Source organism: Tropicibacter sp. S64 (assembly GCF_049803835.1).
Classification (GTDB): Bacteria; Pseudomonadota; Alphaproteobacteria; order Rhodobacterales; family Rhodobacteraceae; genus Pacificoceanicola.
In genome coordinates this window covers 82,103-106,701 of sequence record NZ_JBNAGK010000005.1, presented here as the reverse complement: position 1 = coordinate 106,701, position 24,599 = coordinate 82,103, and the positions used below count along the sequence as shown (strand labels likewise).

General features: G+C 66.8%; 24 protein-coding genes. 18 read left to right on the top strand and 6 right to left on the bottom strand.

Features of this window, described 5'->3' with window-relative positions:
- Positions 1-34: 34 nt before the first annotated feature.
- The 7 genes from ACP159_RS09660 (at position 35) to ACP159_RS09630 (ending at position 4,984) form a co-directional block, all read left to right on the top strand.
- A complete protein-coding gene (locus ACP159_RS09660) occupies positions 35-400 on the top strand; it encodes a DUF6497 family protein (RefSeq protein ID WP_425099469.1) in 366 nt (121 codons plus the stop codon).
- Positions 401-614: 214 nt separating this feature from the next.
- Positions 615-755: a hypothetical protein gene (locus ACP159_RS09655; RefSeq protein WP_425099467.1), complete on the top strand. Its 141-nt coding sequence runs from the start codon at positions 615-617 to the stop codon at positions 753-755.
- A 111-nt stretch (positions 756-866) separates the two neighbouring features.
- Entirely contained in the window at positions 867-1,277 is a 411-nt protein-coding gene (locus ACP159_RS09650) for a hypothetical protein (protein WP_425099466.1), read from the top strand.
- A gap of 355 nt (positions 1,278-1,632) precedes the next feature.
- Entirely contained in the window at positions 1,633-1,845 is a 213-nt protein-coding gene (locus ACP159_RS09645) for a hypothetical protein (protein WP_425099465.1), read from the top strand.
- A gap of 143 nt (positions 1,846-1,988) precedes the next feature.
- Positions 1,989-3,992: an acetyl-CoA carboxylase biotin carboxylase subunit gene (locus ACP159_RS09640; RefSeq protein ID WP_425099464.1), complete on the top strand. Its 2,004-nt coding sequence runs from the start codon at positions 1,989-1,991 to the stop codon at positions 3,990-3,992.
- A complete protein-coding gene (locus tag ACP159_RS09635) occupies positions 3,992-4,387 on the top strand; it encodes a hypothetical protein (protein WP_425099463.1) in 396 nt (131 codons plus the stop codon). The genes ACP159_RS09640 and ACP159_RS09635 overlap by 1 nt, the downstream gene beginning before the upstream one ends.
- 75 nt (positions 4,388-4,462) lie before the next feature.
- Positions 4,463-4,984, top strand: a complete 522-nt coding sequence (locus ACP159_RS09630; RefSeq protein WP_425099462.1) for a hypothetical protein — start codon at positions 4,463-4,465, stop codon at positions 4,982-4,984.
- Position 4,985: 1 nt separating this feature from the next.
- Here the strand turns inward: ACP159_RS09630 and ACP159_RS09625 are convergent, their stop codons facing one another.
- Positions 4,986-5,456, bottom strand: a complete 471-nt coding sequence (locus ACP159_RS09625) for a DUF4174 domain-containing protein (protein ID WP_425099461.1) — start codon at positions 5,454-5,456, stop codon at positions 4,986-4,988.
- A 166-nt stretch (positions 5,457-5,622) separates the two neighbouring features.
- Between ACP159_RS09625 and ACP159_RS09620 the strand changes: the two genes are divergently transcribed.
- Both ACP159_RS09620 and scpA read left to right on the top strand, forming a co-directional pair.
- Positions 5,623-6,558 (top strand): hypothetical protein, encoded by a 936-nt coding sequence (locus ACP159_RS09620; protein WP_425099460.1) that lies wholly within the window; start codon positions 5,623-5,625, stop codon positions 6,556-6,558.
- Complete coding sequence (gene scpA / locus ACP159_RS09615) at positions 6,521-8,653, top strand: methylmalonyl-CoA mutase (RefSeq protein WP_425099459.1); 2,133 nt, start codon at positions 6,521-6,523, stop codon at positions 8,651-8,653. The genes ACP159_RS09620 and scpA overlap by 38 nt, the downstream gene beginning before the upstream one ends.
- A 291-nt stretch (positions 8,654-8,944) precedes the next feature.
- Here scpA and ACP159_RS09610 read toward each other — a convergent pair whose 3' ends face one another.
- Positions 8,945-10,879, bottom strand: coding sequence for a 4Fe-4S binding protein (locus ACP159_RS09610; protein ID WP_425099458.1), 1,935 nt, complete (start codon positions 10,877-10,879; stop codon positions 8,945-8,947).
- A 227-nt stretch (positions 10,880-11,106) separates the two neighbouring features.
- On the opposite strand from ACP159_RS09610, the gene ACP159_RS09605 reads away from it, so the two are divergent.
- From ACP159_RS09605 to ACP159_RS09565, 9 genes are all read left to right on the top strand, one after another.
- On the top strand, positions 11,107-11,643 hold the full coding sequence (locus ACP159_RS09605; protein WP_425099679.1) for a DUF3305 domain-containing protein: 537 nt from the start codon (positions 11,107-11,109) through the stop codon (positions 11,641-11,643).
- A 176-nt stretch (positions 11,644-11,819) separates the two neighbouring features.
- Positions 11,820-12,443 (top strand): DUF3306 domain-containing protein, encoded by a 624-nt coding sequence (locus ACP159_RS09600; RefSeq protein WP_425099457.1) that lies wholly within the window; start codon positions 11,820-11,822, stop codon positions 12,441-12,443.
- A gap of 26 nt (positions 12,444-12,469) precedes the next feature.
- A complete protein-coding gene (locus ACP159_RS09595; protein ID WP_425099678.1) occupies positions 12,470-13,078 on the top strand; it encodes a TorD/DmsD family molecular chaperone in 609 nt (202 codons plus the stop codon).
- 78 nt (positions 13,079-13,156) lie between these two features.
- Positions 13,157-13,342 carry a twin-arginine translocation pathway signal protein gene (locus ACP159_RS09590; RefSeq protein WP_425099456.1) on the top strand — a complete coding sequence of 62 codons (186 nt, stop codon included), beginning with the start codon at positions 13,157-13,159 and terminating at the stop codon, positions 13,340-13,342.
- Positions 13,343-13,488: 146 nt separating this feature from the next.
- Positions 13,489-16,476, top strand: coding sequence for a formate dehydrogenase subunit alpha (locus tag ACP159_RS09585; protein WP_425099455.1), 2,988 nt, complete (start codon positions 13,489-13,491; stop codon positions 16,474-16,476).
- Positions 16,477-16,488: 12 nt separating this feature from the next.
- Positions 16,489-17,082, top strand: a complete 594-nt coding sequence (gene fdh3B / locus ACP159_RS09580) for a formate dehydrogenase FDH3 subunit beta (RefSeq protein ID WP_425099454.1) — start codon at positions 16,489-16,491, stop codon at positions 17,080-17,082.
- Positions 17,083-17,222: 140 nt separating this feature from the next.
- Positions 17,223-18,443: a formate dehydrogenase subunit gamma gene (locus ACP159_RS09575; RefSeq protein WP_425099453.1), complete on the top strand. Its 1,221-nt coding sequence runs from the start codon at positions 17,223-17,225 to the stop codon at positions 18,441-18,443.
- A 4-nt stretch (positions 18,444-18,447) separates the two neighbouring features.
- Positions 18,448-19,716 (top strand): c-type cytochrome, encoded by a 1,269-nt coding sequence (locus ACP159_RS09570; RefSeq protein WP_425099452.1) that lies wholly within the window; start codon positions 18,448-18,450, stop codon positions 19,714-19,716.
- 13 nt (positions 19,717-19,729) lie between these two features.
- The gene (locus ACP159_RS09565; protein WP_425099451.1) at positions 19,730-19,855 is read left to right on the top strand and encodes a hypothetical protein; all 126 of its coding nucleotides are present in this window, start codon (positions 19,730-19,732) and stop codon (positions 19,853-19,855) included.
- Between the two features lie 91 nt (positions 19,856-19,946).
- Here ACP159_RS09565 and ACP159_RS09560 read toward each other — a convergent pair whose 3' ends face one another.
- Genes ACP159_RS09560 through ACP159_RS09545 form a run of 4 tightly spaced genes read right to left on the bottom strand, consistent with a single transcriptional unit; the run spans position 19,947 to position 24,445 of the window.
- Positions 19,947-20,711 (bottom strand): FadR/GntR family transcriptional regulator, encoded by a 765-nt coding sequence (locus ACP159_RS09560; protein ID WP_425099450.1) that lies wholly within the window; start codon positions 20,709-20,711, stop codon positions 19,947-19,949.
- A complete protein-coding gene (locus ACP159_RS09555; RefSeq protein ID WP_425099449.1) occupies positions 20,680-21,636 on the bottom strand; it encodes an ABC transporter ATP-binding protein in 957 nt (318 codons plus the stop codon). Before ACP159_RS09555 ends, ACP159_RS09560 begins: the two co-directional genes overlap by 32 nt.
- Positions 21,633-23,501 carry a dipeptide/oligopeptide/nickel ABC transporter permease/ATP-binding protein gene (locus ACP159_RS09550; protein WP_425099448.1) on the bottom strand — a complete coding sequence of 623 codons (1,869 nt, stop codon included), beginning with the start codon at positions 23,499-23,501 and terminating at the stop codon, positions 21,633-21,635. The genes ACP159_RS09555 and ACP159_RS09550 overlap by 4 nt, the downstream gene beginning before the upstream one ends.
- Entirely contained in the window at positions 23,498-24,445 is a 948-nt protein-coding gene (locus tag ACP159_RS09545; protein WP_425099447.1) for an ABC transporter permease, read from the bottom strand. Before ACP159_RS09545 ends, ACP159_RS09550 begins: the two co-directional genes overlap by 4 nt.
- Between the last annotated feature and the right edge of the window lie 154 nt (positions 24,446-24,599).

Sequence of the window (24,599 nt, the reverse complement as noted above, 5' to 3'; positions counted from 1 at the left end):
TCGGGGCTGCGCGTCAACCATTCTGACAGTTCTGTTGACGTCTGCCCTGCCTGCGCAAGCGGGCAGCGACGAGGCCGTGCCGGTGCCCTCCGGGCAGGACGTCAGCTTTCATGACATGATCTGGGACGAACCGGGCGGCGGGTTGACCTACCGCTTTCGCTTCCTCGCTCCGGCCATCGCCGAGGGCGAGGGCGATTTCGACGCCATGATGGCAGACATGGAAGCGCTGTGCACCGGCTATGCCCTGCCGCGGCTGGCCGACATCGGCCCGCAACCGGGCCGGATCGTCATAACGCTGATGTCCGCGCCGGTGGAGTTCGGCGTCATGACCCCGGACGTCACGCAGTTCTTCGAGAGTTTCAGTGTCGCGGACAATGCCTGCATTTGGGAGGCTTTTTGATGCATCCACAATATCTTGCGGCGCACTCCTCATGTGGACAGGCTTTTGAGGCTTTCGAGTCACAGGCCATCCGTATAGGAACGCCCCCGTATCTTTTGACCGCGAGCGCGGCTATCGTGAGCGGCGATTGCACCCAAGCAATCGGTACCTCGAAGCGGGTTTACACGCGGCGGTCTCGTCGCGGGTCGCCCGCGATAACTGACAGGAGCAAGACATGTCTAACAGCATCAAGCTTCTTGCCATGCTGGGTTTCTTTGCAGCGCTTTCCGCCTGCGGCCAGCAAGAAGAAGAGTACGTCGTGGTCAATCCCGAGCCGATCAGCGTCGAACCCGTCTACACCGGCAAGTACAAGTAAACAGACGTCGGGACGGGCGGCCCCGCCGTCCGTCCCGTCATTGCCCTGTCGCTGCGGGGGCGCGGAGCACCGCGCCCCACGTTCCCTCCAATCCGGCCAGGAGGGCACGTCATGCTGAAGCATCGCGGCTTTCCCGGGCGTCTGCCCGGCACCGATTTCCAGTTCACCCTCCGCCGCGCCAATCCCAAGGGCGCCACGCCGCTGACCGCCCGCGAGCGGTTCCGCGACCGCCGTCCGGCGGACCGCCGCGCCGATGCGGGTTTCATGAAGGCGCTCTGGGAGCACTTCGGCGAGGAGCCCTTCGAGCGCGGCAATCTCGACGCCGGGCGGCTGTCCTGGCTGTTCGGGCGCGAGGTGAAGGCGGTGGACCCCGACGGCTTCGATCCGACCGATTACGAGGCCTTGCTGGTCATCGACGTGCGGGTTGCGCGGGCGTCCTATCCGGAGGTTTTCGAGGATGAGGGCTTCGATGATGAGGACGAGGACCACCAGGACGAGGACGACGGGGAGGATTGGGCGTGATCCTGCCGAGTCTCCCCCGGTTTGGGCAGAAAAAGGCTCAAACCCTGCGCGGCTTCTTGCCGAGCCTTGCGGCGCAAAAATCCTTTGACACTGTGGGTTTGTCCCGGGTGTCCCCGACCGCGTCACGCGTAAACGCCCGAGGCCCATCCCTCGCCGGGCGGTGCATTCTGTCCCCTGAATGCCTGCCCGGCACCCTTCTTTCCCGCGCCATAGGCAGACTGCCGCTCAGCCTCCCCCGTCGATGCGCAAGGAGCCGCGCAGGCGCGGCCTTGCGCGGAACGAATGCTTGCGGGCGTGCGTTGGATCATCTGACAAGGGTGCATAACGCACCCCAGAGACAGATGGAGTCCTTCTCATGCGTATCACGACCCTTACCCTTGCCCTTGCCGCCAGCATCGGCCTGGCCGCCTGTGAAGGCAGTGACCTCGAACGCGGCGTCATCGGCGCCGGTGTCGGCGCGGCAACCGCGTCCGCACTTGGCAAGGACCCGGTCACCGGCGCGGCCGTCGGCGGCGCAGCTGGCGTGGTCTGCGACGACGTCACGCCGGGCGTCTGCGCCAACCGCTGAGTTTTCCGACCTGAACCGGGCGGGCCTTCGCGCCTGCCTGACCAAGCATGACAAAGCCGCCCCGGGCCCTGCCCGCGGGCGGCTTTTGCATGCGCTCCGCCATACGCCCCTGCAGGGCCAATAGAGAAGAAGAGAGGACAGACATGTTCGACAAGATCCTGATCGCCAACCGGGGCGAGATTGCCTGCCGGGTCATCAAGACCGCCCGCAAGATGGGTATCAAGACCGTGGCGGTTTACTCGGACGCCGACAAGCACGCGCTGCATGTGGAAATGGCGGACGAGGCGGTGCACATCGGCCCGCCTCCGGCGAACCAGTCCTACATCGTGATCGACAAGATCATGGATGCGATCAAGAAGACCGGCGCGCAGGCGGTGCATCCGGGCTATGGCTTCCTGTCGGAGAACGCGAAGTTCGCCGAGGCGCTGGAGCGCGCCGAGGTCGCCTTTATCGGGCCGCCGAAGGGCGCCATCGAAGCCATGGGCGACAAGATCACCTCCAAGAAGATCGCGCAGGAGGCGGGGGTGTCCACGGTTCCGGGCTACATGGGGCTGATCGTGGACGCGGACGAGGCGGTGAAGATCTCGAACGAGATCGGTTATCCGGTGATGATCAAGGCCTCCGCCGGCGGCGGCGGCAAGGGCATGCGGATCGCCTGGAACGACACCGAATGCCGCGAGGGCTTCCAGTCGTCGAAGAACGAGGCGGCGAACAGCTTCGGCGACGACCGCATCTTCATCGAGAAATTCGTCACCCAGCCGCGCCACATCGAGATCCAGGTGCTCTGCGACGCGCATGGCAACGGCATCTACCTCAACGAGCGCGAATGCTCGATCCAGCGGCGGAACCAGAAGGTCGTCGAAGAGGCGCCGTCGCCCTTCCTCGATCCCGAGACCCGCAAGGCGATGGGCGAGCAGTCCGTCGCGCTGGCGAAGGCGGTGGGCTATACCTCTGCGGGCACTGTGGAATTCATCGTGGACGGGGAGCGCAACTTCTACTTCCTCGAAATGAACACCCGCCTGCAGGTGGAACATCCGGTGACGGAGCTGATCACCGGCGTCGATCTGGTGGAGCAGATGATCCGCGTGGCGAACGGCGAGCCGCTGTCGATCACGCAGGACGATGTGAAGATCAACGGTTGGGCCATCGAGAACCGCCTCTATGCCGAGGACCCCTATCGCGGCTTCCTGCCGTCCATCGGTCGCCTGACCCGCTACCGCCCGCCCGTGGAAGGGGCGCTCGGGGATGGCATCGTGCGCAACGATACCGGCGTCTACGAGGGCGGCGAGATCTCGATGTATTACGACCCGATGATCGCCAAGCTCTGCACCTGGGGCAAGACCCGGGCCGAGGCCATCGAGACCATGCGCAACGCCCTGGACTCGTTCGAGGTCGAAGGCATCGGCCACAACCTGCCCTTCGTGGCGGCGGTGATGGATCATCCGAAGTTCATCTCCGGCGACATGACCACCGCCTTCATCGCGGAGGAATATCCCGAGGGGTTCGAAGGCGTCGATCTGGGCGAGGACGCGCTCAAGCGGATCGCGGCGGCGGCGGCGGCCATGAACCGGGTGGCCGAGATTCGCCGGGCGCGGATTTCCGGGACGATCAACAACCACGAGCGCCATGTGGGCGAGAACTGGGTGGTGCAGGCGGGCGGCGAAATCCCCTGGCCGCTGATCATCAAGGCGGACAAGAGCGGCTCCGATGTGACCTTCGAGGACGGCACCACGCTGCGCGTCGAGGGCGACTGGACCCCGGGCGACAGCCTCGCGCGGATGACGGTGAACGGCGCGCCGCTGGTGCTGAAGGTGGACAAGATCACCCATGGTTTCCGCATTCGCTCGCGCGGGGCGGACCTCAAGGTGCATGTGCGCACCCCGCGTCAGGCGGAACTGGCCGCGCTGATGCCGGAGAAGCTGCCGCCGGATACGTCGAAGCTGCTGCTCTGCCCGATGCCCGGTCTGATCGTGAAGGTCAACGTCGAGGTCGGCGACACGGTTCAGGAGGGGCAGGCGCTCTGCACGGTCGAGGCGATGAAGATGGAGAACATCCTGCGCGCCGAGAGGACCGGCGTGGTGTCCAGGATCAACGCAGGCCCGGGCGACAGCCTCGCGGTCGACGACGTCATCATGGAATTCGAGTGATGCCGTCGCTGGCGCGCATATGGGGGACGCACGCCCTGGCCATGCTGGCCGGGGCGGGGGTGGCCTATGGTGCGCTGGCGGTGTTGTCGAAGATGCTGATTTCCGGGGGCGACGACTGGGTCGGCGCCCTTGGCAAGCTGCTCGCGCTGATCCTCGTGGCGGCGCCTCTGGGGATGCTGGCCTACGCGGCGGTGGTGCGGCGGGTGCTGGGCCTGCGGTTCGGGGCACGGGGCTGGATCGGCTTCGTCGTCGTGGCCGTGGCGGCGGCGGCGGTCTGGCTCTGGCTGGCGGTGCGGGGCACGGTGACGCCGGTCGAAGGGCTGGTGCTCATGGCGCTCGTGCTGTTCATCGCGGGCGGCGTCTTCTGCACCCGTGCCGTGCGGTCCGGCCGATGACGGCCGGGGGTCTGCATACGGTTTGGCAAGGATTGGCTGCTATGTCTTTGGGCGTCCTTCCCGAAGGGAGCCTTCATGGTGCCGCTGGCCCTGCGCCGATTGCTGATGCTGCTGACTGCCCTGGCGGTGCTGGTCGGCTGCAAGCTGGATTCGGAAGAGGAGGCGCGGCGCATGGTGTCGGCCTGGATCTTCCTCGCGGAGACGGAGGTCTTCCATTCCGAGACGGACTGCACCGTGGCGCGGTTCGCGACGATCTCGCCGCAGGTGCGCGGCACGAAGGGGCCGAAGGTGGTCCACGGCGTGCGGGAGGCCGTGCCGTTCCTGGAGGAGAAGCGCACTGTCGCCTTCGACATGCCGGGGGTGACGCCGAACCAGATTTCGGAACAGCTGATGTCGATCAACCTGTTCAAGGGCCTCGGCCTCCTGAGCAGCTTCATCGGCCCGGGCAAGCGCTGCATGGACGACGTCTTCGCACAGGACGCCTTCACGGTGCTGATGTCGACGGAAACGACGATGATCTACGACCCGCAGAACTATGCGCTGGTGCTGCTGTACCGGCCGATGAACAAGGCCTTCTTCGTCAGGACGAAGAGCTAGATCACTCCAGTATGCCCTGCCGTCGCAGCGCGTCGCGGCGGTCCTTGACCTCCTGCTGGCGCAGCGGCAGCTTGTCGATGGAGCGGCTGATCTCGCGCACATCCCACGGGGCGGGCTTGCGGATCACAACGGTGCCGTCCTTGGCCAGCACCACCAGCATGAAACCGCGCGGGCGCAGCGTTTGTCGCACGGACGTGCGGGCGGCGGGATCGGTGTCGGTGATGACCACCACGTCGCGCAACACCAGCGCCTCCATGCGTTCGAGGATCAGCTGCATCTGTTCGACATATCGCGGATCGGCGGGGTTGTCGGCAAAGACCACCACGGGCCGCTTCAGCCAGAGCCACTCGTCCAGCGTGGTCTCGGACGCGGTGAGCACCGGCGGATCGGGGAGCGCATCTTCGGCGGCCTGCGCGGCGGGCGCAAGCGCCCAGAGCAAGGCCGAAAAAACGAAGGCATACAGGGGCTTCATGTCCCCAGATATAGGGTGCAAGGCGCGGTCTGCACAGGCCTGTCGCACCGGCATCCACGAAAATTTTAACTTTAACCCCACAGTGAGACGGACCGGCGCATCATCCCGCGGTGCCGCTGCCGGCCGGATCATGGGGGTCCGGCGCGGATGGCGCACGGGCAGGCCCATGGACGTCATCTTGCATATCGGCGCGCATCGCACCGCCACCACCAGTTTCCAGCACTGCATGCGCAGCCATGCGACCGCCCTGGCCGCGCACGGGTTTGGCTACTGGGGGCCGGGGCGCACGCGCAAGGGGTTGCTGCATGGCATCGCCGACGATCCGGAAAGCCCGGCGCAGGCGCGGCGCGGCGCGGGCCGGGTGAAGCTGAACCTGAACGGCGCGGCGCGGCGCGGGGCGCGGGTGCTGATCGTCTCGGACGAGAACATGATGGGCACGCCGCGCAAGTGCCTGCGGGCAAAAGCGCTGTATCCGGACGTGGGCATCCGCATCGCGCGGCTGCACGCCAGTTTCTTCCCGGTGAAACGGGTGATCGTGCAGATCCGCGCGCTGGAGCAATGGTGGGCGTCCAACCTCGCCTACCTGATGCCCCGTGGCGGCTCCCTGCCGTCCGAGGCGCTGCTCGAGGCGATCAGCCTGTCGCCGCGCAGCTGGCGGCATGTGATTGCCGATCTGGCCTGCGCCTGCCCGGAGAGCGAGATCCTCGTTTCGCCCTTCGAGACCTTCGGCCCTCGCCCGGACCTGCTGTTCGCACAAATGACCGGGCGCAAATGGCCTCTCGCGGCGGTACACGATGACTATTGGCTGAACAAGCGTCCGACGCTGCCGCAACTGCGGGTGCTGCTGGACGAGCGCGGCGAGGACCCGGGGCAACTGCCCGCCGGAACCGGCCGCTGGATGCCCTTCACCGACGACCAGGCCACGCGGCTGCGCGAGGCCTATGCCGACGATCTGTTCTGGCTGAGGGCCGGGGCGGACGGTCTGGCCCGACTGACAGAGGACCCTGAGCCCGCGAAAACGGCGAACACGCTGGTCGCGGGCCCCGACAAGAGAGGACGACGACATGAAAGACAATCGCGACGACTGGCGCCAACTCGCTGAGAAGGAGCTGCGGGGGAAATCCGTCGATACGCTGACCTGGGACACGCTGGAAGGCATCCCGGTCAAGCCGCTCTACACGGCCGAGGACGTGGACGGGCTGCCGCACATGGGCTCGCTGCCCGGGATTGCGCCGTTCACGCGGGGCGTGAAGGCGACGATGTACGCCGGGCGGCCCTGGACGATCCGGCAGTATGCGGGGTTTTCGACCGCCGAGGAATCGAATGCGTTCTATCGCAAGGCGCTGGCGGCGGGTCAGCAGGGGGTCTCGGTGGCCTTCGACCTCGCCACGCACCGCGGCTATGACAGCGACCATCCGCGCGTTGTGGGTGATGTGGGCAAGGCCGGTGTGGCCATCGACAGCGTCGAGGACATGAAGATCCTCTTCGACGGCATTCCGCTCGATCAGGTCTCCGTCTCGATGACGATGAACGGCGCGGTGATCCCGGTGCTGGCGAATTTCATCGTGACCGGCGAGGAGCAGGGCCACGACCGCGCCGTGCTCTCGGGGACCATCCAGAACGACATTCTCAAGGAGTTCATGGTCCGCAACACCTATATCTACCCGCCCGCGCCTTCGATGCGGATCATCGCGGACATCATCGAGTACACCTCGAACGAGATGCCGAAGTTCAACTCCATCTCGATTTCCGGCTACCACATGCAGGAGGCGGGTGCGAACCTCGTGCAGGAGCTCGCGTTCACGCTTGCGGATGGCAAGGAATACGTGAAGACGGCGATGGACGCCGGGATGGACGTGGACAAGTTCGCCGGGCGCCTGTCGTTCTTCTTCGCGATTGGCAAGAATTTCTTCATGGAGGTGGCGAAGTTGCGGGCGGCGCGGATGCTCTGGCACCGGATCATGACCGATCTTGGCGCGAAGAACGACCGCTCGAAGATGCTGCGCACGCACTGCCAGACCTCCGGCGTGTCGCTGACCGAGCAGGACCCGTACAACAACGTGATCCGCACCGCCTATGAGGCGATGAGCGCGGTGCTGGGCGGCACACAGTCACTGCACACGAATGCCTTGGACGAGGCGATTGCCCTGCCGACGGAATTCTCGGCGCGGATCGCGCGGAACACGCAACTCATCCTGCAGGAGGAGACCGGCGTGACCAAGGTGGTCGATCCGCTGGCGGGGTCCTACTACGTCGAAAAACTGACGCATGATCTGGCCGAGGCGGCCTGGAAGATCATCGAGGAGGTCGACGAGATGGGCGGCATGACCCGCGCCGTCGAGAGCGGCATGCCGAAGCTGCGGATCGAGGAGACGGCGGCACGGCGGCAGGCGGACATCGACCGGGGCACGGATGTGATCGTGGGCGTGAACAAGTACCGTCTGGCGAAGGAGGACGCGCTCGACATCCTCGACATCGACAATGCCAAGGTGCGCGAGGCGCAGGTGGCGCGGTTGGAGAAGATGCGGGCGACGCGGGACGAAGCGGTCTGCCAGGCGGCTCTGGACGAGCTGTCGCGGCGGGCGAAGGAAGGGGGGAACCTGCTCGAGGCGGCTGTGGAGGCAGCGCGGGCCCGGGCCTCTGTTGGAGAGATCAGCATGGCGATGGAAAAGGAATTCGGGCGGCACCGCGCCGAGGTGAAGACCCTGGCCGGCGTCTACGGCGCGGCCTACGAGGGCGACGCGGGCTTTGCCGCGATCCAGAAGGCGGTGGAGGATTTCGCCGAGGACGAAGGGCGCCGGCCGCGGATGCTGGTGGTCAAGATGGGCCAGGACGGCCACGACCGCGGCGCGAAGGTGATCGCGACGGCCTTTGCCGACATCGGATTCGACGTGGACGTGGGTCCGCTGTTCCAGACGCCCGCGGAGGCGGCACAGGATGCGATCGACAACGACGTGCATGTGATCGGGATCTCGTCGCAGGCGGCCGGGCACAAGACGCTGGCGCCGCAACTGGTCGAGGAACTGAAGGCGCAGGGCGCGGGGGACATCATCGTGATCTGCGGCGGGGTGATCCCGCAGCAGGATTACGAGTTCCTGTACAAGGCGGGCGTGAAGGCGATCTTCGGCCCGGGGACGAACATCCCGGATGCGGCGCAGGATATCCTCAGAATCATTCGCGAGACCCGTCAGGGCTGACGTGTTTCGGATCGCATCATGCGCCTTCGGCGCTCTTGCGATCCGACCGGCGGGGGCTCCGCCCCCGAACCCCCTTGCCACACGTCCGCGGGCGCCGCGCGGTAGGCAGGCGGTGGATAGAGGTATTTGAAGACCAGAGAAATCCTGAGCGCGAGCCTCGTCTTCTTTGGTCCACAAATACCCTCGGGGTACGGGGCAGAGCCCCGGACGCGCCCGCGCAGCGGGCGCTCGTCGGCTCGCGCAGGCGCCGAAGGCGCTGGAGCGAGTCGAAATCCCTCGAGCAGAGCCTTTTCAGTTCAGGTAATCGTCCGTCGACCGCGGTTTCGGCCGGTCGGGGCCTTTGAACGGGTTGTCCTCGGAATGGTACTGCGCAGTGATCCGGCATGTGTCGCACATCTGGATCAGCCGCAGTTTCTCGCCTCCTGCGAACATGGAATGTGACGCCAGTTTCTCCGTGATCCGGTCGATGGTGGATTTCACGCCGAACAATGCGCCGCATTCGATGCAGGCGAAGGGCTCTTCCTCGTGCAGCACGCGCTGGGACAGCGCCGCGTCGGAGAGGTCGAGGCGTGGTTCCAGCGTAATGGCCGTCTCGGGGCAGATATTGGCGCAGAGGCCGCATTGCAGGCAGGCGTCCTCCTGGAACAGCAGTTGCGGGCGGTCCGGGTTGTCGCCCAAGGCACCGGAGGGGCAGAGGGAGACGCAGCTGAGGCAGAGCGTACAGGCCTGTGTATCCACCAGCACAGCGCCGTAGGGGGCGTCTTCGGGCAGCGGCAGGGTGCCGTGATCCGGGTGCAGGGCGCGGGCGGCCTGCCGGGTGATCTGGCGGCGGGTGCCCATGGGGCGGACGGGTTTCGCGCAAGGCTGCGGAGCGGTTTGCGTGTAAAGTGCCTCCGAAAGGGCCTCCGGGTCGGTGAGGTCAAGCACCACCGCCGTGCCGGGGCCGCCTATGGCCTCTGTCAGGGCGGTCTGGAAGGCCAGTGCGTCCCGGTCCGTGCCGGGGGAGGGCACCAGCGCGACGGAGGCGAAGCCGGCGGAGAGGGCGGCGGTCATTTCCGCATGGCCGAAGAGGTTGAGCGCGGGCACCTCCAGCGGGATCACATCGGCGGGCAGGCCGCGGCCGAAGCGGGCGGCGAGGCGGATCATCTCCGAGCCGTGTTCTGTCGTCACCAGCAGGCGCGGGACGGTGCCGCCCGCCTCGGTGAAGGTCTTCGCCAGGGTCTGCACCCGGCGCATGGTCAGGTCCACGGGAGGCGCATCATAAGAGATCGCGCCGGAAGGGCAGGCCGCCGAGCACGCGCCGCAGCCGGCGCAGATCATCGGATCGACGGTGACGTGCTCGCCTGCGGGGGTGATCGCGCCGGTGGGGCAGAGGTCGAGGCAGCGGGTGCAGCCGGTCTGTTCGGCGCGGCTGTGGGCGCAGATGGTGGGTTCCATCCGGACGAAGAGCGGCTTTTCGAAGGTGCCGGTGAGGTGCGAGGCGGCGAGGATCGCGGCGGACACCGCCCCGGGCGATTTCGGGTCGGCGCGCAGGTAGCCCTCGCGTTTCTCGTGGGCGGAGAACAGGGGCGCCGCGCCGCGCAGGTCGAGGAGGATGTCGCACTCCGTGCGCCCGCCGTCGCGCGGCTCCGACAGGGCAAAGCCGCCGCGTCCGCCGGGTTGCAGCATCTGCAGGGCGTCGATGCGCAGGGAAAAGCCGCCGAGCGCCCCGGTCGCGGAGCGCAGCTGTCCGACAACCACGTCGTAGGCCCGGGTCAGCGGCAGGTCCTCGGCGCGCTCCAGCAGGACCGTCACGCCGAGGTGATCCTTCAGGGCCTCCGCCGCGGGCAGCGCCACGTCCGGTGCACCGAGGATCAGGCAGAGCCCCTCGCTCACCACGTCGAGCGTCTTGCCCGGGCTGGCGGGGAGCAGGGCGTCGGCCAGCAGGGCGGCCATCTTGGGCGTCGCGTCCGCGCCCTGATCGCTCCATCCGGCGCGGTCGCGCAGGTCGGTGAAGCCCGGGATCTCGGCACCCAGTTCGTCTGCGAGGGCTTCGAACAGGCGCTGTTCCTGGGTGCAGCACAGCAGCGCGTCGCCGGTGCCGATCGCCGCGGCGGCGGCCTCGACGTTGCCCATGCAGAGCGCGTGGCACGGCGCGGCCACCTCGACGCCGAGGGCGCGGGAGAGCGCGTCCGCGTCGATGGATTGCGAGCCTTCGCAGGTGCAGGTGATGATCCGTGTCGGCATGAACTTCCCCGATTCTCGCGACCCATCCAAAGGTATCGGTCGCGGCTTTGTGCTTGTTATTGACCATGTGATCAAAGATGGTCGGCGCATGCAACGGCATACCTCCATCGCATAGATGTGTCGTCACCGGGCTTGACGTCTGTCGGACCGGTTTCGCAGGATGTCGGACAAGTCGAGATCGTCAGGGACCCGCACGCGTGTATCACAATCCGGCCATGTATCAGACCATGCCTCTCGGGATCGTTCTGCGGCGCTCGCCCGGGGTGACCCGCTGGGCAAAGCACGCGTGGAAGGCCGTGGCGGTCGTGCCGGGCGCACCGGACGCGGACTGGCGGGTGCTGCGGCAGGAGGGCGAGGTCGTGGAGTACCACGCCGCCACCCTGACGCTGGAGTTGCATGGGGCCGAGACCGAGGCCTACCTGCACGGGCTGAGCGCGGCGGAGCCGAGCATCTATGTTGTGATGCGCAAGGAAGGGACGGGCGATTGCCCGCTCTCCATGGTGCTGGTGACCGCCTCGCCCTACGAGGCGCAGGATTACACCGACAGTGGCGAGGACATCGTCGAGAAGGTTCCGATGCCGCCGGGGCTGGCGGCCTGGGTCCGGGCCTTCGTGGACAGGTTCCACGAGGAGGAGGTCTTCGTGAAGCGGCAGCGGCGGAAGGACCGGATCGACCTCAAGGAGGACGGAATCGGCGATCCGCGCATCGGGACGGCGGCGGATGTCTATGCTTCGCCGACGCTGAAGAAGCGGAGACTGCAATGAGCGATCGCAGCAAAAGTGGGAACCGGTTTTGCGTCCGCGATTGCGGAGAAAGAGCATGAGCGATCGCAGCAAAAGTGGGAACCGGTTTTGCGTCCGCGATTGCGGAGAAAGAGCATGAGCCATCGCACCAATAGTGGGACCCGGTGTTGCGTCCGCGATTGCGGGGGGAACCGGTGATGGCGGAGGGCTTCTGGGCCAGGCGCAAGGCGGCTGTGGAGGCCGAAGCAAAGGCGGATGCCGAGGCGGTGGCCCTGCGGGAGCAGGCGGCGCGGGAGCAGGCGCTGCAGGATCGGCCGGACGAGGAGCTTCTCGCGGAGCTTGGCCTGCCGGAGCCGGAGGCCGTGGACGATCCCGACCTGATCAAGCGGTTCCTGACCGAGCAATTGCCGCAACGGCTGAAGCGGCGGGCGCTGCGGCGGCTCTGGACGCTGAACCCGGTGCTGGCGAACCTCGACGGTCTGAACGACTACGACGACGATTACACAACCCCGGCGGGCGGCTTTCCCCCGGTGCAGACCGTGTACCAGGTGGGCAAGGGGATGCTGGCGCATCTTCTTGACGAAACAGGAGAAACCGGGCAATCTGCACAGATATTGGGAGAAGTCCCCGCCAAGCGAGAAGAGGCCGAAGAGCCACCGGCAGAGGCGGACCGCATACCAGAATCATCGGTTGCCGACACCGCGCCGCGGTCTCCCGACGGGGATGCCGACGTGCCCGAGGCCGTCGCCGAGGCTGATCACGAACCCGCGCGCACCGCGCGGCGGATGCGGTTCCGGTTCGATGCACCCGAGACGACATGAGCCGCGCCACGGAGGAAAGGCCCGAGATGACAGCCAGCGCCCGACAGACCGCGATTCCCGAGGAGGATCGCCTGCGCGCGGATCTCTACAATTACATGGGCGTGATTCTCGCGCGGCCGCCGGATCGCGGCCTGCTCGATCAGACCGCCGGGCTGAGCGGGGATGACAGCGAGCTTGGCCAGGCGATCACGACGTTGGCGAAGATGGCACGGCTGACGCGGCCCGCCACGGTGGAGAGCGAGTACAACCGGCTGTTCATCGGGCTCGGGCGCGGCGAGCTTCTGCCCTATGCGAGCTATTACCTGACCGGGTTCCTGAACGAGAAACCGCTGGCGCTGCTGCGGCAGGACATGACGGCGCGGGGGCTGGCGCGGGCGGAGAACACCTTCGAGCCGGAGGACAATATCGCGAGCCTGATGGAGATGATGGGCGCGATGATCGTCGGGCGGTTCGGCGCACCCGCGACGCTGGGCCAGCAGAAAGACTTCTTTAACCGGCATATCGGACCTTGGGCCGGTCACTTCTTTTCCGATCTCGAAGGGGCGAAGAACTCGGTGTTCTACGCGCCGGTCGGCACCATCGGAAAGCTGTTCGTGGCAATCGAGGCGGAAGCCTTCCGCCTGAGCGGCACGTGACGTTCACCGCCTTGTCCGGGCAACCGGCGGGGCACGACCGGGCGGCGTTTCCGTCCGAACAGAGAGAGGAGGACTCTCATGGAGAAGAAAGACGGGGCCACGCGCCGTGACTTTCTGAAAGTTGCCGCGACCACGGCGCCGATTGCGGCGGTGGCGGTGGCGACTTCCGGCGGTGCCGCTGAGGCGGCGGAGCCGGACCTGACATCGGACAAGATGCAGGACACGGCGCACACCCGCGCCTATCTCGAGAGCGTGCGCTTCTGACACGCCTGCGGGGCGCCCGGGGATGAGCCCGGACGTGCCGAAAGCCTGCGGCGACTGGTTGCGTGACGCCCGACTGCCAAAGGCCAAAGAAACATCCAGGCGCTTCGGAGTGGCATGCTCCGGCGGTGTCAGGGGAGGATGAAACCATGCTCAGGAAAAAGACCAACGGGGTTGCGCGACGCCCCCAGCGGACAAGTATCCTTTCCGAGGCGGCGAACGCTTCGGTCGACCGCCGCGCGTTCCTGCGCGGCTCGGGCCTTGCCATCGGGGGCCTCGCGGCGATTGCCGCGACGGGCGGCACCGTGCAGCAGGCCAGCGCACAGGCCGCCGGAAAGGCGGCCGTGGAACTCAGGAAATCCGTCTGCACCCACTGTTCCGTGGGCTGCACCGTGATCGCGGAGGTCTCGGACGGCGTCTGGATCGGGCAGGAGCCCGGCTGGGACAGCCCGTTCAACCTCGGGGCGCATTGCGCCAAGGGCGCCTCGGTCCGCGAGCACGCCCACGGCGAGCGCCGCCTCAAGTACCCGATGAAGAAAGAGGGCGGCGAGTGGAAGCGCATCAGCTGGGATCAGGCGATCAACGAGATCGGTGACGGCATGATGAAGATCCGGGAAGAAAGCGGCCCGGACAGCGTCTACTGGCTCGGCTCCGCCAAGCATTCCAATGAACAGGCCTACCTGTTCCGCAAGTTCGCCGCCTACTGGGGCACGAACAACGTCGATCACCAGGCGCGGATCTGCCACTCGACGACCGTTGCGGGGGTTGCGAACACATGGGGCTACGGCGCCATGACCAACTCGTACAACGACATCCACAACAGCCGGGCGATCTTCATCATCGGGGGCAACCCCGCCGAGGCGCACCCGGTCTCCCTGCTGCACGTCCTGCGGGCCAAGGAGCAGAACAACGCGCCGCTGATCGTCTGCGATCCGCGCTTTACCCGCACCGCCGCGCACGCGGATGAGTACGTGCGGTTCCGTCCCGGTTCGGACGTGGCGCTGGTCTGGGGCATCCTGTGGCACATCTTCGAGAACGGCTGGGAGGACCGCGAGTTCATCCGCACCCGTGTCTGGGGGATGGACCAGATCCGCGAGGAGGTCGCGAAGTGGACCCCCGAGGAGGTCGAGCGCGTCACCGGCACGCCGGGCTCGCAGCTGGAGCGCGTCGCCCGCACGCTGGCGAACAACCGTCCGGGCACCGTGATCTGGTGCATGGGCGGCACGCAGCACACCAACGGCAACAACAACACCCGGGCCTATTGCATCCTGCAGCTGGCGCTTGGGAACATGGGCACCGCCGGTGGCGGCACCAACATCTTCCGCGGCCATGACAACGTGCAGGGCGCCACGGACCTCGGCGTCCTCGCCGATACGCTGCCGGGCTACTACGGCCTGACGGCGGGCTCCTGGGCCCACTGGGCGCGGGTCTGGGAAGAGGATCTCGACTGGCTCAAGGGCCGCTTTGCCACGATGAAAGGCAAGGACGGCAAGGACAAGGCGATGATGGAGCTCACCGGCATCCCGGTGTCGCGCTGGATCGACGGCGTCCTCGAGAAGAAGGAGAACCTCGAACAGCCGGACAACACCCGGGCCATGGTGCTCTGGGGGCACGCCCCCAACTCGCAGACCCGCATGGTCGAGATGAAGGGCGCGATGGAGAAGCTCGACATGCTTGTCGTGGTGGACCCGTATCCGACCGTCTCCGCCGTGCTGCATGACCGCACCGATGGCGTCTACCTGCTGCCGGCCTCGACCCAGTTCGAGACCCGCGGTTCGGTGACCGCCTCCAACCGCTCGATCCAGTGGCGCGAGCAGGTGGTCGACCCGCTGTTCGAGTCGCTGCCGGATCACGTCATCATGGCGAAGTTCGCGGAGAAGTTCGGCTTTGCCGACCGCCTCTTCCGCAACATCGCGGTGGAGAATGGTGAGCCGAACGTCGAGGACCTGACCCGCGAGTTCAACCGCGGCATGTGGACGGTGGGCTACACCGGGCAAAGCCCGGAACGGCTGAAGCTGCACATGGAGAACCAGCACACCTTCGACCGCACCACGCTGCGCGCCGTGGGTGGCCCCGCCGATGGCGACTTCTACGGGATGCCGTGGCCCTGCTGGGGTACGCCCGAGATGAAGCACCCGGGCACCGCCAACCTCTATGACATGTCGATGCCGGTGGCCGAGGGTGGCCTCACCTTCCGCGCGCGCTTCGGCGTGGAGCGGGATGGCGACAACCTTCTTGCGGACGGGGTCTATTCCGTGGGCTCCGAGATCCAGGACGGCTACCCCGAGTTCACCATGCAGATGCTGCAGGATCTCGGCTGGGACGGCGACCTGACCCCGGAAGAGCGGGCGTCCATCGAATATGTCGCGGGCTACCGTGACGCCGATGGCAACCGCACCGGCGAAGGCGCCGAGGTTGGCGAGCAGGACCAGCAAGGGCCCTATCCTTCCGATTGGCAGGAGAAGATCGGCGGCGTCAACTGGAAGACCGACCTGTCGGGCGGCATCCAGCGCGTCGCGATCAAGCATGGCTGCGCCCCCTTCGGCAACGCCAAGGCGCGGGCCGTGGTCTGGACCTTCCCGGATCCGGTCCCGGTACACCGCGAACCGCTCTACACCAACCGGCGCGACCTCGTTGCGGATTATCCGACCTACGAGGACAAGACGTTCTGGCGGGTTCCGACGCTCTATGCGTCGATCCAGAAGAACGACTTCAGCCAGGACTATCCGATCATCCTGACCTCCGGTCGCCTGGTCGAATACGAGGGCGGGGGCGACGAGACGCGCTCCAACCCCTGGCTGGCCGAACTGCAGCAGGACATGTTCATCGAGATCAACCCGCGCGACGCCAACAACCTCGGCGTGCGGGACGGCTCGATGTGCTGGGTCGAGGGGCCGGAGGGCGGCAAGGTCAAGGTCAAGGCCATGGTCACCGAACGGGTGGGCACGGGCGTGGCCTTCATGCCCTTCCACTTCGGCGGCCATTTCCAGGGCGAGGACCAGCGGTCCAAGTACCCGGACGGGGCCGATCCGATCGTGCTGGGCGAGAGCACCAACACCGCGCAGACCTATGGCTACGACTCCGTCACGCAGATGCAGGAGACCAAGGCCACCCTCTGCAAGATCATGCCGGCATAAGGAGAAGACAGAATGGCTAGAGCTAAATTTCTCTGCGACGCCGAGCGCTGCATCGAATGCAACGCCTGCGTCACCGCCTGCAAGAACGAGCACGAGGTGCCCTGGGGGATCAACCGCCGCCGCGTGGTGACGATCCAGGACGGCATGCCCGGCGAGCGCTCGATCTCGGTGGCCTGCATGCACTGTTCGGACGCGCCCTGCATGGCCGTCTGCCCGGTGGACTGCTTCTACCAGAACGAGGAAGGCGTCGTCCTGCACTCCAAGGACCTGTGCATCGGCTGCGGCTACTGCTTCTACGCGTGCCCCTTCGGCGCGCCGCAGTACCCGCAGGCGGGCAACTTCGGCTCGCGCGGCAAGATGGACAAGTGCACCTTCTGTGCCGGTGGCCCGGAGGAGAACAACTCCACCGCCGAGTTCGCCAAGTACGGCCGCAACCGGATCGCGGAAGGCAAGCTGCCGATCTGCGCCGAGATGTGCTCGACCAAGGCGCTGCTGGCGGGCGACGGGGACGTGGTCTCCGCCGTCTATCGCGAGCGCGTCGTGGCGCGGGGCTTCGGCTCCGGCGCCTGGGGCTGGGGCACGGCCTACGATCAGAAGGGCGGCTGACGCCCTTCGGGTGGGGCGGGGTCGATAACCCCGCCCCGCGCACTACACTCCTGTAGGGCGGGGCTTTGCCCCGCATTCCCCTTGAAAGACCCGCGCTTCCTTCCGGGGGCGCGGTCCTCCCGACATGCCGGAGCTTCCCCATGCTGCGCCTTCTTCCGCTCCTCCTTTCCGTCCTCCTGCTGACCCTTCCGATGGGCGCACAGGCCCAGGACGTGTTCACCGATCCGGCGACGGTCATCAGCCCGGTCGACCGCTCCGCCACCGGCGGCGCGCAGACGCTGGAGGATATCCTGCGCCGCCAGCAGGGGCTTCCGGTGGATGACAGCTTCCGCTCCGATAACGTGGGCGGCGATGCGGTGCCGCCGCCGAACCTCGCCCCCTTGGGCACGTCTTCGGACCCGGACCTCTGGCGGGCACTGCGATACAACAAGGCCGACGTGACCGTCACCACCCAGGGCGACGTGGGCAAGGTGCTCGTGCAGGACGGCGGCATGGCCTGGTATCACTTCCGGCAGGGGCCTTTGGCGACCTACGGTGGCTGGCTGTTGCTCGGTACCATCGTATTGCTGGCCGTGTTCTTCCTGTTGCGCGGGCGCATCCGCATCGACGGCGAGAAGACCGGCCGCACCGTCACCCGCTTTCAGGCCTTCGAGCGCTTCTCGCACTGGCTGCTCGCGGGGTCCTTCGTCCTGCTCGGGATCACCGGCCTGCTGACGCTGTTCGGCCGGATGTATATCGCGCCCTATCTGGGCAAGGAGGCCAACGCGCAGCTGCTGGTGGTCTCCAAGATGATCCACAACAACATCGCCTGGGCCTTCATGCTCGGGCTGGTGCTCGTCTTCGTGCTCTGGGTCTGGCACAACATTCCGGACAAGACCGACCTCAAGTGGTTCGCGCAGGCGGGCGGGATCATCGGCAACAAGCACCCGCCGGCGAAGAAGTTCAACGGCGGGCAGAAGATCATCTTCTGGTCCGTTGTCCTGCTTGGGGCCTCGCTCTCGGTCTCCGGGCTGTCGCTGCTCTTTCCGTTCGAGCTGCCGCTCTTTGCCAAGACCTTCGCGGTGCTGAACGACATCGGCGTGCCCGGCTGGGTCGACATGGCGCCCCTTCCGACGGCGCTTGCGCCGCAGGAGGAGATGCAGCTGGCGCAGCTGTGGCATGCCATCGTCGCCTTCGTGATGATGGCGATCATCCTGGCGCATATCTACATCGGCTCCATCGGCATGGAGGGCGCCTTCGACGCCATGGGCTCGGGCGAGGTCGACGAGGCCTGGGCGCATCAGCACCATTCGATCTGGTACGACAAGGTCAAAGAGGATGCGGCCAAGGCCCCCGAAGGCAGCGCCACCCCGGCGGAGTAGCGGGATGCGGGGGCTGGTCCTTGCCCTTGCCCTGACCTGCGCCGATGGTGTCGCGGCGCAGGAGTTCACTACCTTGAAAGGCCACGGCGGCCCGATCATGGACATCGCGGTGTCCGAAGCCGGGCAGGTGGCGACGGCGAGTTTCGACAATGCGGTCGGGCTGTGGTCCGGACGTGCGCCGCGCTGGCTCGACGGGCACGAGGCGGCGGTGAATGCGGTGGCCTTTGCCCCCGACGGGATGGTGTCGGCGGGGGACGATTTCACCGTGCGGGTCTGGAACGGCGATGCGGGGAGGGTACTGGGACAGCACAAGGGCAAGGTGATGGACCTTGCGGTCTCGGAGCCGCTGGGTCTCGTCGCGAGTGCCAGCTGGGACGGAACAATCGGCCTCTGGCCTCTGAACGGCGCGGTGCCGCAGGACGCCCTCGCGCGGCTCGATGCACCGGGTGGGGTGAACGTGGTGGCCTTCGATGGCACTGACGGGCTGCTGGCCGGGACGACGACGGGGGCGCTCCTGCGGTATGATCTGGCGACGGGCGACGCTCTGCCTCTGGTGCAGCACGGCTTTGGCGTGAACGAGATCGTGGTCACCCCGGACTGGATCGCCTATGGCGCGGTGGATGGCGGCACGCGCGTGCTGCGACGCGACGGGATGGAGGTCGCCGATTTCACGCTGGACCGGCGGCCGATCCTTGCGCTGGCGTATCACGCCGGGACGGGGCAGCTCGCCGTGGGGGACGGCGAGGGGTACATCATGGTGGTGGATACCGCGGAGTGGCGCATATCCCGGGATTTCCGGGCGACGCGGCAGGGGCCGGTCTGGGCTTTGGCGTTTTCGACCGATGGCGGGACGATCTGGGCCGGGGGGCTGGACGACGTGGTCTATGGCTGGCCGGTGGCTTTGCTCGATGAATTCGAGCCGGGGATCGACGGGAAACGCAGCTTCCTGCGTGATCCGCAGGAGATGGGCAACGGCGAGCGGCAGTTCATGCGCAAGTGCTCGATCTGCCACGCGCTGGAGCCGGGGCCGTCGCGGAAGGCCGGGCCTTCGCTGCACGGCGTGTTCGGGCGGGACGCCGGTAGCGTGCCGGGCTATGTCTACTCGGAGACGGTGGCGGGCCTCGGCTTCAAATGGACGGACGAGACCATCGACGCCCTGTTCGAGACCGGCCCGGATCACTACATTCCGGGATCGAAGATGCCGATGCAGGTGATCGCGAAGGCGCAGGACCGGGCGGATCTGATTGCCTTCCTGAAGGAGGCGACGCAATGAAAGGAACGGGTGGATGAAGGCGATGTTGGCAGGGTTCGCGGCGGCGGTGCTGATTGCCGTCGGCGCGTATTACGGGCTGCACGAGATTGGTTTCTCCAGTGCGGAACAGGCGTCGGGTCCGGCGGTGCGGCTCGACTGAGGCGGGGGAAAATTTTGTCTTCGCAAAATTTTCAAGCGGGGCTTTGCCCCGGAGCCCCAGAGGTATTTGGGGACCAAAGAAGAGCTGGGGGTCACTCCGAGATGAAGCGCCGCGCCATTTCGGCTTCCTGGCCGCGCATCAGCGACCATGCGGTGTCCATGTGGCCTTTCATGATCGCCCGCGCGGCGCCTGCGTCGCCCTCCCGTAAAGCAACGATCAGCCGTTTCTGATAATCGGTGCCGCGGGCGCGGAGTTCGTCGTTGTGCGGCGCGTAGAGGCGGCGGTAGACCGTGAGGTCCGACAGCAGCTTGACCATGAAGCCGAGGATGAAGCTCAGCAGCGGGTTGTCGACCTGTTCGGCGAGGATGGCGTGGAAGCGCAGCGAGGCGATGTGCTGTTCGCGCTCCTCGTCCGGCGATTGCGCGGGTGTCTCGTAGGCGGTGGTGTTGGCTTCGAGCATGGCGAGGGTGTCCTCGGACAGCTTGCCCGCGAGGTCCGCGACCATTTCCGGCTCGAGGATGACGCGCATTCGGTAGATGTCGTCGATGGTCAGGTCCTTGAAGTAGAAGTAGTTGCCGAGCAGCGCCTTGGCCCTTTCGCGGCTGACCTCGTGCACGAAGCTGCCGCCGCCGGGGCCCGTGCGCGTCTTGATCAGGCCTTGCGCTTCGAGGATGCGCATGGCCTCGCGGATGGTGCCCTTGGCCATGCCGAAACGCGCGATCAACTCGGTCTCGCCGGGCAGGCGGTCACCAGCGCGCAGCCCTTCGGAGACGACCCAGTCCTTGATCGCCTCGGCCACCTGGGCCGGGCGGCTGAGCCGGGCGTCAGGATTCGAGCGGATGGTGACAGGCAGCAAGCTGATCTTCTCCTCTGGTGACCAGCAGGGGTGTTTCCGTGCGGCAGATCTCGGTCGCCTTCGGGCACCGCGAGGCAAAGGCGCAGCCCGGCGGCGGGTTCAGCGGGTCGGGCAGTTCCGTGCCTTTTTGCTCCGGCGGCGTCAAGGGGCGGCCGACAACCGGGGCACTGGTGGCCAGCAGGCGGGTGTAGGGGTGTTTCGGCGCGTTGAAGATGGTCTCGGCGCGGCCGATCTCCACCACGGAACCGAAGTAGAGCACCATGACGCGGGTCGAGACCGCTTCTACCACCGCGAGGTCGTGGCTGATGAAGAGGTAGGTGAGGCCGAATTCCTCCTTGAGCCGCGCGAGCAGGTTGAGGACCTGCGCCTGCACCGAGACGTCGAGGGCGGAGACCGGCTCGTCGAGGATGATGATTTCCGGCGCGGCGGCCAGCGCCCGGGCAATGCCGATGCGCTGTGCCTGGCCGCCGGAGAATTCATGCGGGTAGCGGGTGAGAAATTCCTCGCGCAGGTTCACCGAGGCGAAGATTTCCGCGATCCGCGCATCGCGCTGGGTCTTGCCCATGCCGTGCAGCCGTTTCAGCGGCGCTTCCATGATCTGCTGGATGGTCTTCCGCGGGTTCAGGCTGCTGATCGGGTCCTGAAACACGTATTGGATCAGCTTGCCGAAGGCTGCCGGGTCGGCGTTGTCGAGGGCCTTTCCGGCGATCTCGATGCCGCCGGTGGTGGGCGGCAGAAGGCCGACGAGCATCCGGGCGAGGGTGGATTTGCCACAGCCGCTTTCGCCGACGATGCCGAGGGTCTCGCCCTTGTCCACGTCGAAGGTCATGGGGCGCACGGCGCGCACACCGGCGCGGGCTTTGGAGAAGAGGCCGGACTTGACCGGGAAGGTCTTGGAGAGGTCGTCTACCGAGAGGGCTTTCATGTCAGGGTCTCCTCGGGGAAGAGGCAGCGCACGGCGCGGGGGCCCGTGCCGTCGAGCGCGATCTCGCCGCGTGTGCAGGCGTCCTGCGCCTTGTCGCAGCGCGGAGCAAAGGCGCAGCCGTCGGGCAGCTTGTCCACCACCGGCGGCAGGCCGGGGATCGCCGCCAGTTCGCGCCGCCCGCCGCCGAGTTCCGGCACGCAGGCGATGAGGCGTTTGGTGTAGGGGTGCGCGGGGGCGTCGAGCACCGCCTCGGTCGGCCCTTCCTCGACGATGCGGCCCGCGTACATCACCGCCACCCGGTCGCAGAGTTGCGCCACCACGCCGAAGTCGTGGGTGATGAAGAGGATGGCAAGCCCGCGCTCGCGTCTGAGGTCGTTCAGCAGGGAGAGGATCTGCGCCTGCACCGTCACGTCGAGCGCCGTGGTCGGCTCGTCGGCGATGATGACATCGGGATCGTTGGCCAGCGCCATGGCGATGCCGACCCGCTGGCGCATGCCGCCGGACATCTCGTGCGGGAAACCGTTCAGCCGGCTTTCCGGGTTCGGAATGCGGACGGATTTCAGGAGGTCTAGGGCGCGGGCCCGGCCTTCCGCCTTGCCGATCCTGTGGTGGGAGGAGATGGCTTCGATCAACTGGTCGCCGACACGGTAGAGCGGGTGCAGCGTGGCGAGCGGGTCCTGGAAGATATAGGCGACATTCTCGCCGCGCTTCCTGCGCAGGTCCCTGTAGGAGGCCGCAAGCAGGTCCTGCCCGTCATAGCGCACCGCGCCGCCGGTGATCACCCCGGGGGGCGAGGCGACGAGGCCCATGACGGAGAGCGCGGTGACGGATTTGCCCGAGCCGCTCTCGCCGATCACGCCGAGGCATTCGCCCGGTTTGACGTGCAGGGAGACCCCGCCGACGGCGAGGTAGACGCGCGGGCCGACGTGGAACTGGGTCTCCAGCTCCTGGATGTCGAGCAGGCCCTTTGACGGGGCGTTCGGTACCGGGCCTCGCCGGTCGACGCGGGTGGTGGCCAGCGGGCGGCTGAGCGCCCCGGATTTCAGCCGTGGGTCGAGCGCGTCGCGCACGCCGTCACCCAGCAGGTTCACGCTCATGACGATGAGGAAGATCATCACGCCGGGCACGATGGAGGTGTGCGGCGCGCGGATCATCGCGGCACGGGCCTCGCCCAGCATGGAGCCGAGGTCGGCCTGCGGCGGCTGCGAGCCGAGACCGAGGAAGGAGAGGCCCGCGGTTTCGAGGATCATCCAGCCGACGGTGGTGGACATGGCGATGACGATGACAGGAAGCACGTTGGGCAGGACTTCCGACAGGATGATCCGGGTGTTGCCCATGCCCGCCAGCCGCGCCGCATCGACGAACTCGCGGCCGGCCAGGGACACGGTCACGCCGCGGATGTTGCGGGCAAAGAACGGGACATTGACGGCGGCCACGGCGATGAGCGCGTTCATCAGGCCGGGGCCAAGGGCGGCGACGATGGCGAGGGCCAGCAGGATGTAGGGAAAGGCCATCAGCATGTCCACGATGCGCATGATGATGTTGTCGGTGCGTCCGCCGTAGTAGCCCGCGATGATGCCGATGGCGCTGCCGATGGTGGCGGCGATGACGGCGGCGGCAATGCCGACCGCAAGGCTGAGGCGGGTGCCGTAAAGCAGGCGGGCGAGGAGGTCGCGGCCAAGGTGATCCGTGCCGAGGAGGCCCGCCTCGGCGAAGGGCAGGGCGAACTTGTTCGCGGTGTCGGTCACGTCCGGGTCGGCCAGCGGCAGCAGCGGCGTGACGATGGCCAGCAGGAGGATGACGGCGAGCACCACGGCGCCGAGCGCGGCCAGGCGGTTGCGGAAGAGGAGACGCAGGAAGCTCATGTCTTGATCCTCGGGTCGAGCAGGCTCTGCGCCACGTCCACCGCGATGTTGAACAGCACATAGCAGGCCGCGACGAAGACAACGCCGCCCTGCACCAGCAGGATGTCGCGTTTCAGGATCGCATCGACGAGCATCCGCCCGACACCGGGCCACTGGAAGACCATCTCGATATAGACCGCGCCGGAGAGCACGAACCCCGCCTGGATGCCCAGCACCGGGATGATGCTGACCATGGCGGCCCTGAGGGCATGGCCATAGAGCACGCGCCGTTCCGGCACTCCCTTGGCGCGGGCGGTGCGGATGAAATCCTGCCTGAGGACTTCGAGCATGGCGGAGCGCGAGAGCCGTGCGACAACGCCAGTGGCCACGGCGGCCAATGCCAGCGCCGGCATGACGAGGTGTTTTGCCAGATCGGGCAGGTCGCCACCGCCGTAGATCGCGTACATGCCGGAGACCGGCAGCCATTTGAGGTTCACCGCGAAGAGCAGGATCATCATCATGCCGAGGAAGAAGGACGGGACGGAGATGCCGATCAGCACCGTGAAGGTGATGGCCTTGTCGGCCCAGCTGTACTGGCGCGCGGCGGAGACCACACCGGCAAGGATGCCCAGCACGGAGCAGAGGACAAAGGCCGTCCCGGCAAGCACCAGCGTGGCGGAGAACCGCTCGAGGATCTCGTCCAGCACCGGCCTGTTGAGGCTGAACGAGCGGCCGAAATCCCCGGTCAGCATGTTGCCGAGCCAGATGAAGTATCGTGCCACCAGAGGCTTGTCCAAACCGAGGTCCCGGTTGATCTTGGCCACGTTGTCCGGCGTCGCGTAGCTGCCGAGGATGGCCGTCGCCGGATCGCCCGGGATCATTGCCATGATCAGGAACACGATCACAGTGATCCCGAGCAGCACCGGGATCGCCGAAATCAGGCGTTTGAGAATATACGCACCCATTGCTCACCTCCGGATGGCGTGTCAGGACAATCGGCATCGGACCGGGCCGAGGCCCCCATCTTCCAATTGCTCCAAATATCCTGGGGGTCCGGGGGTGAAACCCCCGGACGGGGGGGGGCGGCCGCGCCCCCCAACCCGCACGAGGTGACCACAC

Excerpts from the sequence above, each read along its gene's own strand:
- ACP159_RS09600 (WP_425099457.1), top strand. The coding sequence starts at position 11,820 with ATGGCGGAGGGCTTCTGGGCCAGGCGCAAGGCGGCTGTGGAGGCCGAA.
- ACP159_RS09650 (WP_425099466.1), top strand. The coding sequence starts at position 867 with ATGCTGAAGCATCGCGGCTTTCCCGGGCGTCTGCCCGGCACCGATTTC.
- ACP159_RS09585 (WP_425099455.1), top strand. The coding sequence starts at position 13,489 with ATGCTCAGGAAAAAGACCAACGGGGTTGCGCGACGCCCCCAGCGGACA.
- fdh3B (WP_425099454.1), top strand. The coding sequence starts at position 16,489 with ATGGCTAGAGCTAAATTTCTCTGCGACGCCGAGCGCTGCATCGAATGC.
- scpA (WP_425099459.1), top strand. The coding sequence starts at position 6,521 with ATGAAAGACAATCGCGACGACTGGCGCCAACTCGCTGAGAAGGAGCTG.
- ACP159_RS09620 (WP_425099460.1), top strand. The coding sequence starts at position 5,623 with ATGGACGTCATCTTGCATATCGGCGCGCATCGCACCGCCACCACCAGT.
- ACP159_RS09645 (WP_425099465.1), top strand. The coding sequence starts at position 1,633 with ATGCGTATCACGACCCTTACCCTTGCCCTTGCCGCCAGCATCGGCCTG.
- ACP159_RS09640 (WP_425099464.1), top strand. The coding sequence starts at position 1,989 with ATGTTCGACAAGATCCTGATCGCCAACCGGGGCGAGATTGCCTGCCGG.
- ACP159_RS09575 (WP_425099453.1), top strand. The coding sequence starts at position 17,223 with ATGCTGCGCCTTCTTCCGCTCCTCCTTTCCGTCCTCCTGCTGACCCTT.
- ACP159_RS09625 (WP_425099461.1), bottom strand. The coding sequence starts at position 5,456 with ATGAAGCCCCTGTATGCCTTCGTTTTTTCGGCCTTGCTCTGGGCGCTT.
- ACP159_RS09655 (WP_425099467.1), top strand. The coding sequence starts at position 615 with ATGTCTAACAGCATCAAGCTTCTTGCCATGCTGGGTTTCTTTGCAGCG.
- ACP159_RS09550 (WP_425099448.1), bottom strand. The coding sequence starts at position 23,501 with ATGAGCTTCCTGCGTCTCCTCTTCCGCAACCGCCTGGCCGCGCTCGGC.
- ACP159_RS09635 (WP_425099463.1), top strand. The coding sequence starts at position 3,992 with ATGCCGTCGCTGGCGCGCATATGGGGGACGCACGCCCTGGCCATGCTG.
- ACP159_RS09630 (WP_425099462.1), top strand. The coding sequence starts at position 4,463 with ATGGTGCCGCTGGCCCTGCGCCGATTGCTGATGCTGCTGACTGCCCTG.
- ACP159_RS09565 (WP_425099451.1), top strand. The coding sequence starts at position 19,730 with ATGAAGGCGATGTTGGCAGGGTTCGCGGCGGCGGTGCTGATTGCCGTC.
- ACP159_RS09570 (WP_425099452.1), top strand. The coding sequence starts at position 18,448 with ATGCGGGGGCTGGTCCTTGCCCTTGCCCTGACCTGCGCCGATGGTGTC.
- ACP159_RS09610 (WP_425099458.1), bottom strand. The coding sequence starts at position 10,879 with ATGCCGACACGGATCATCACCTGCACCTGCGAAGGCTCGCAATCCATC.
- ACP159_RS09595 (WP_425099678.1), top strand. The coding sequence starts at position 12,470 with ATGACAGCCAGCGCCCGACAGACCGCGATTCCCGAGGAGGATCGCCTG.
- ACP159_RS09545 (WP_425099447.1), bottom strand. The coding sequence starts at position 24,445 with ATGGGTGCGTATATTCTCAAACGCCTGATTTCGGCGATCCCGGTGCTG.
- ACP159_RS09590 (WP_425099456.1), top strand. The coding sequence starts at position 13,157 with ATGGAGAAGAAAGACGGGGCCACGCGCCGTGACTTTCTGAAAGTTGCC.
- ACP159_RS09555 (WP_425099449.1), bottom strand. The coding sequence starts at position 21,636 with ATGAAAGCCCTCTCGGTAGACGACCTCTCCAAGACCTTCCCGGTCAAG.
- ACP159_RS09605 (WP_425099679.1), top strand. The coding sequence starts at position 11,107 with ATGCCTCTCGGGATCGTTCTGCGGCGCTCGCCCGGGGTGACCCGCTGG.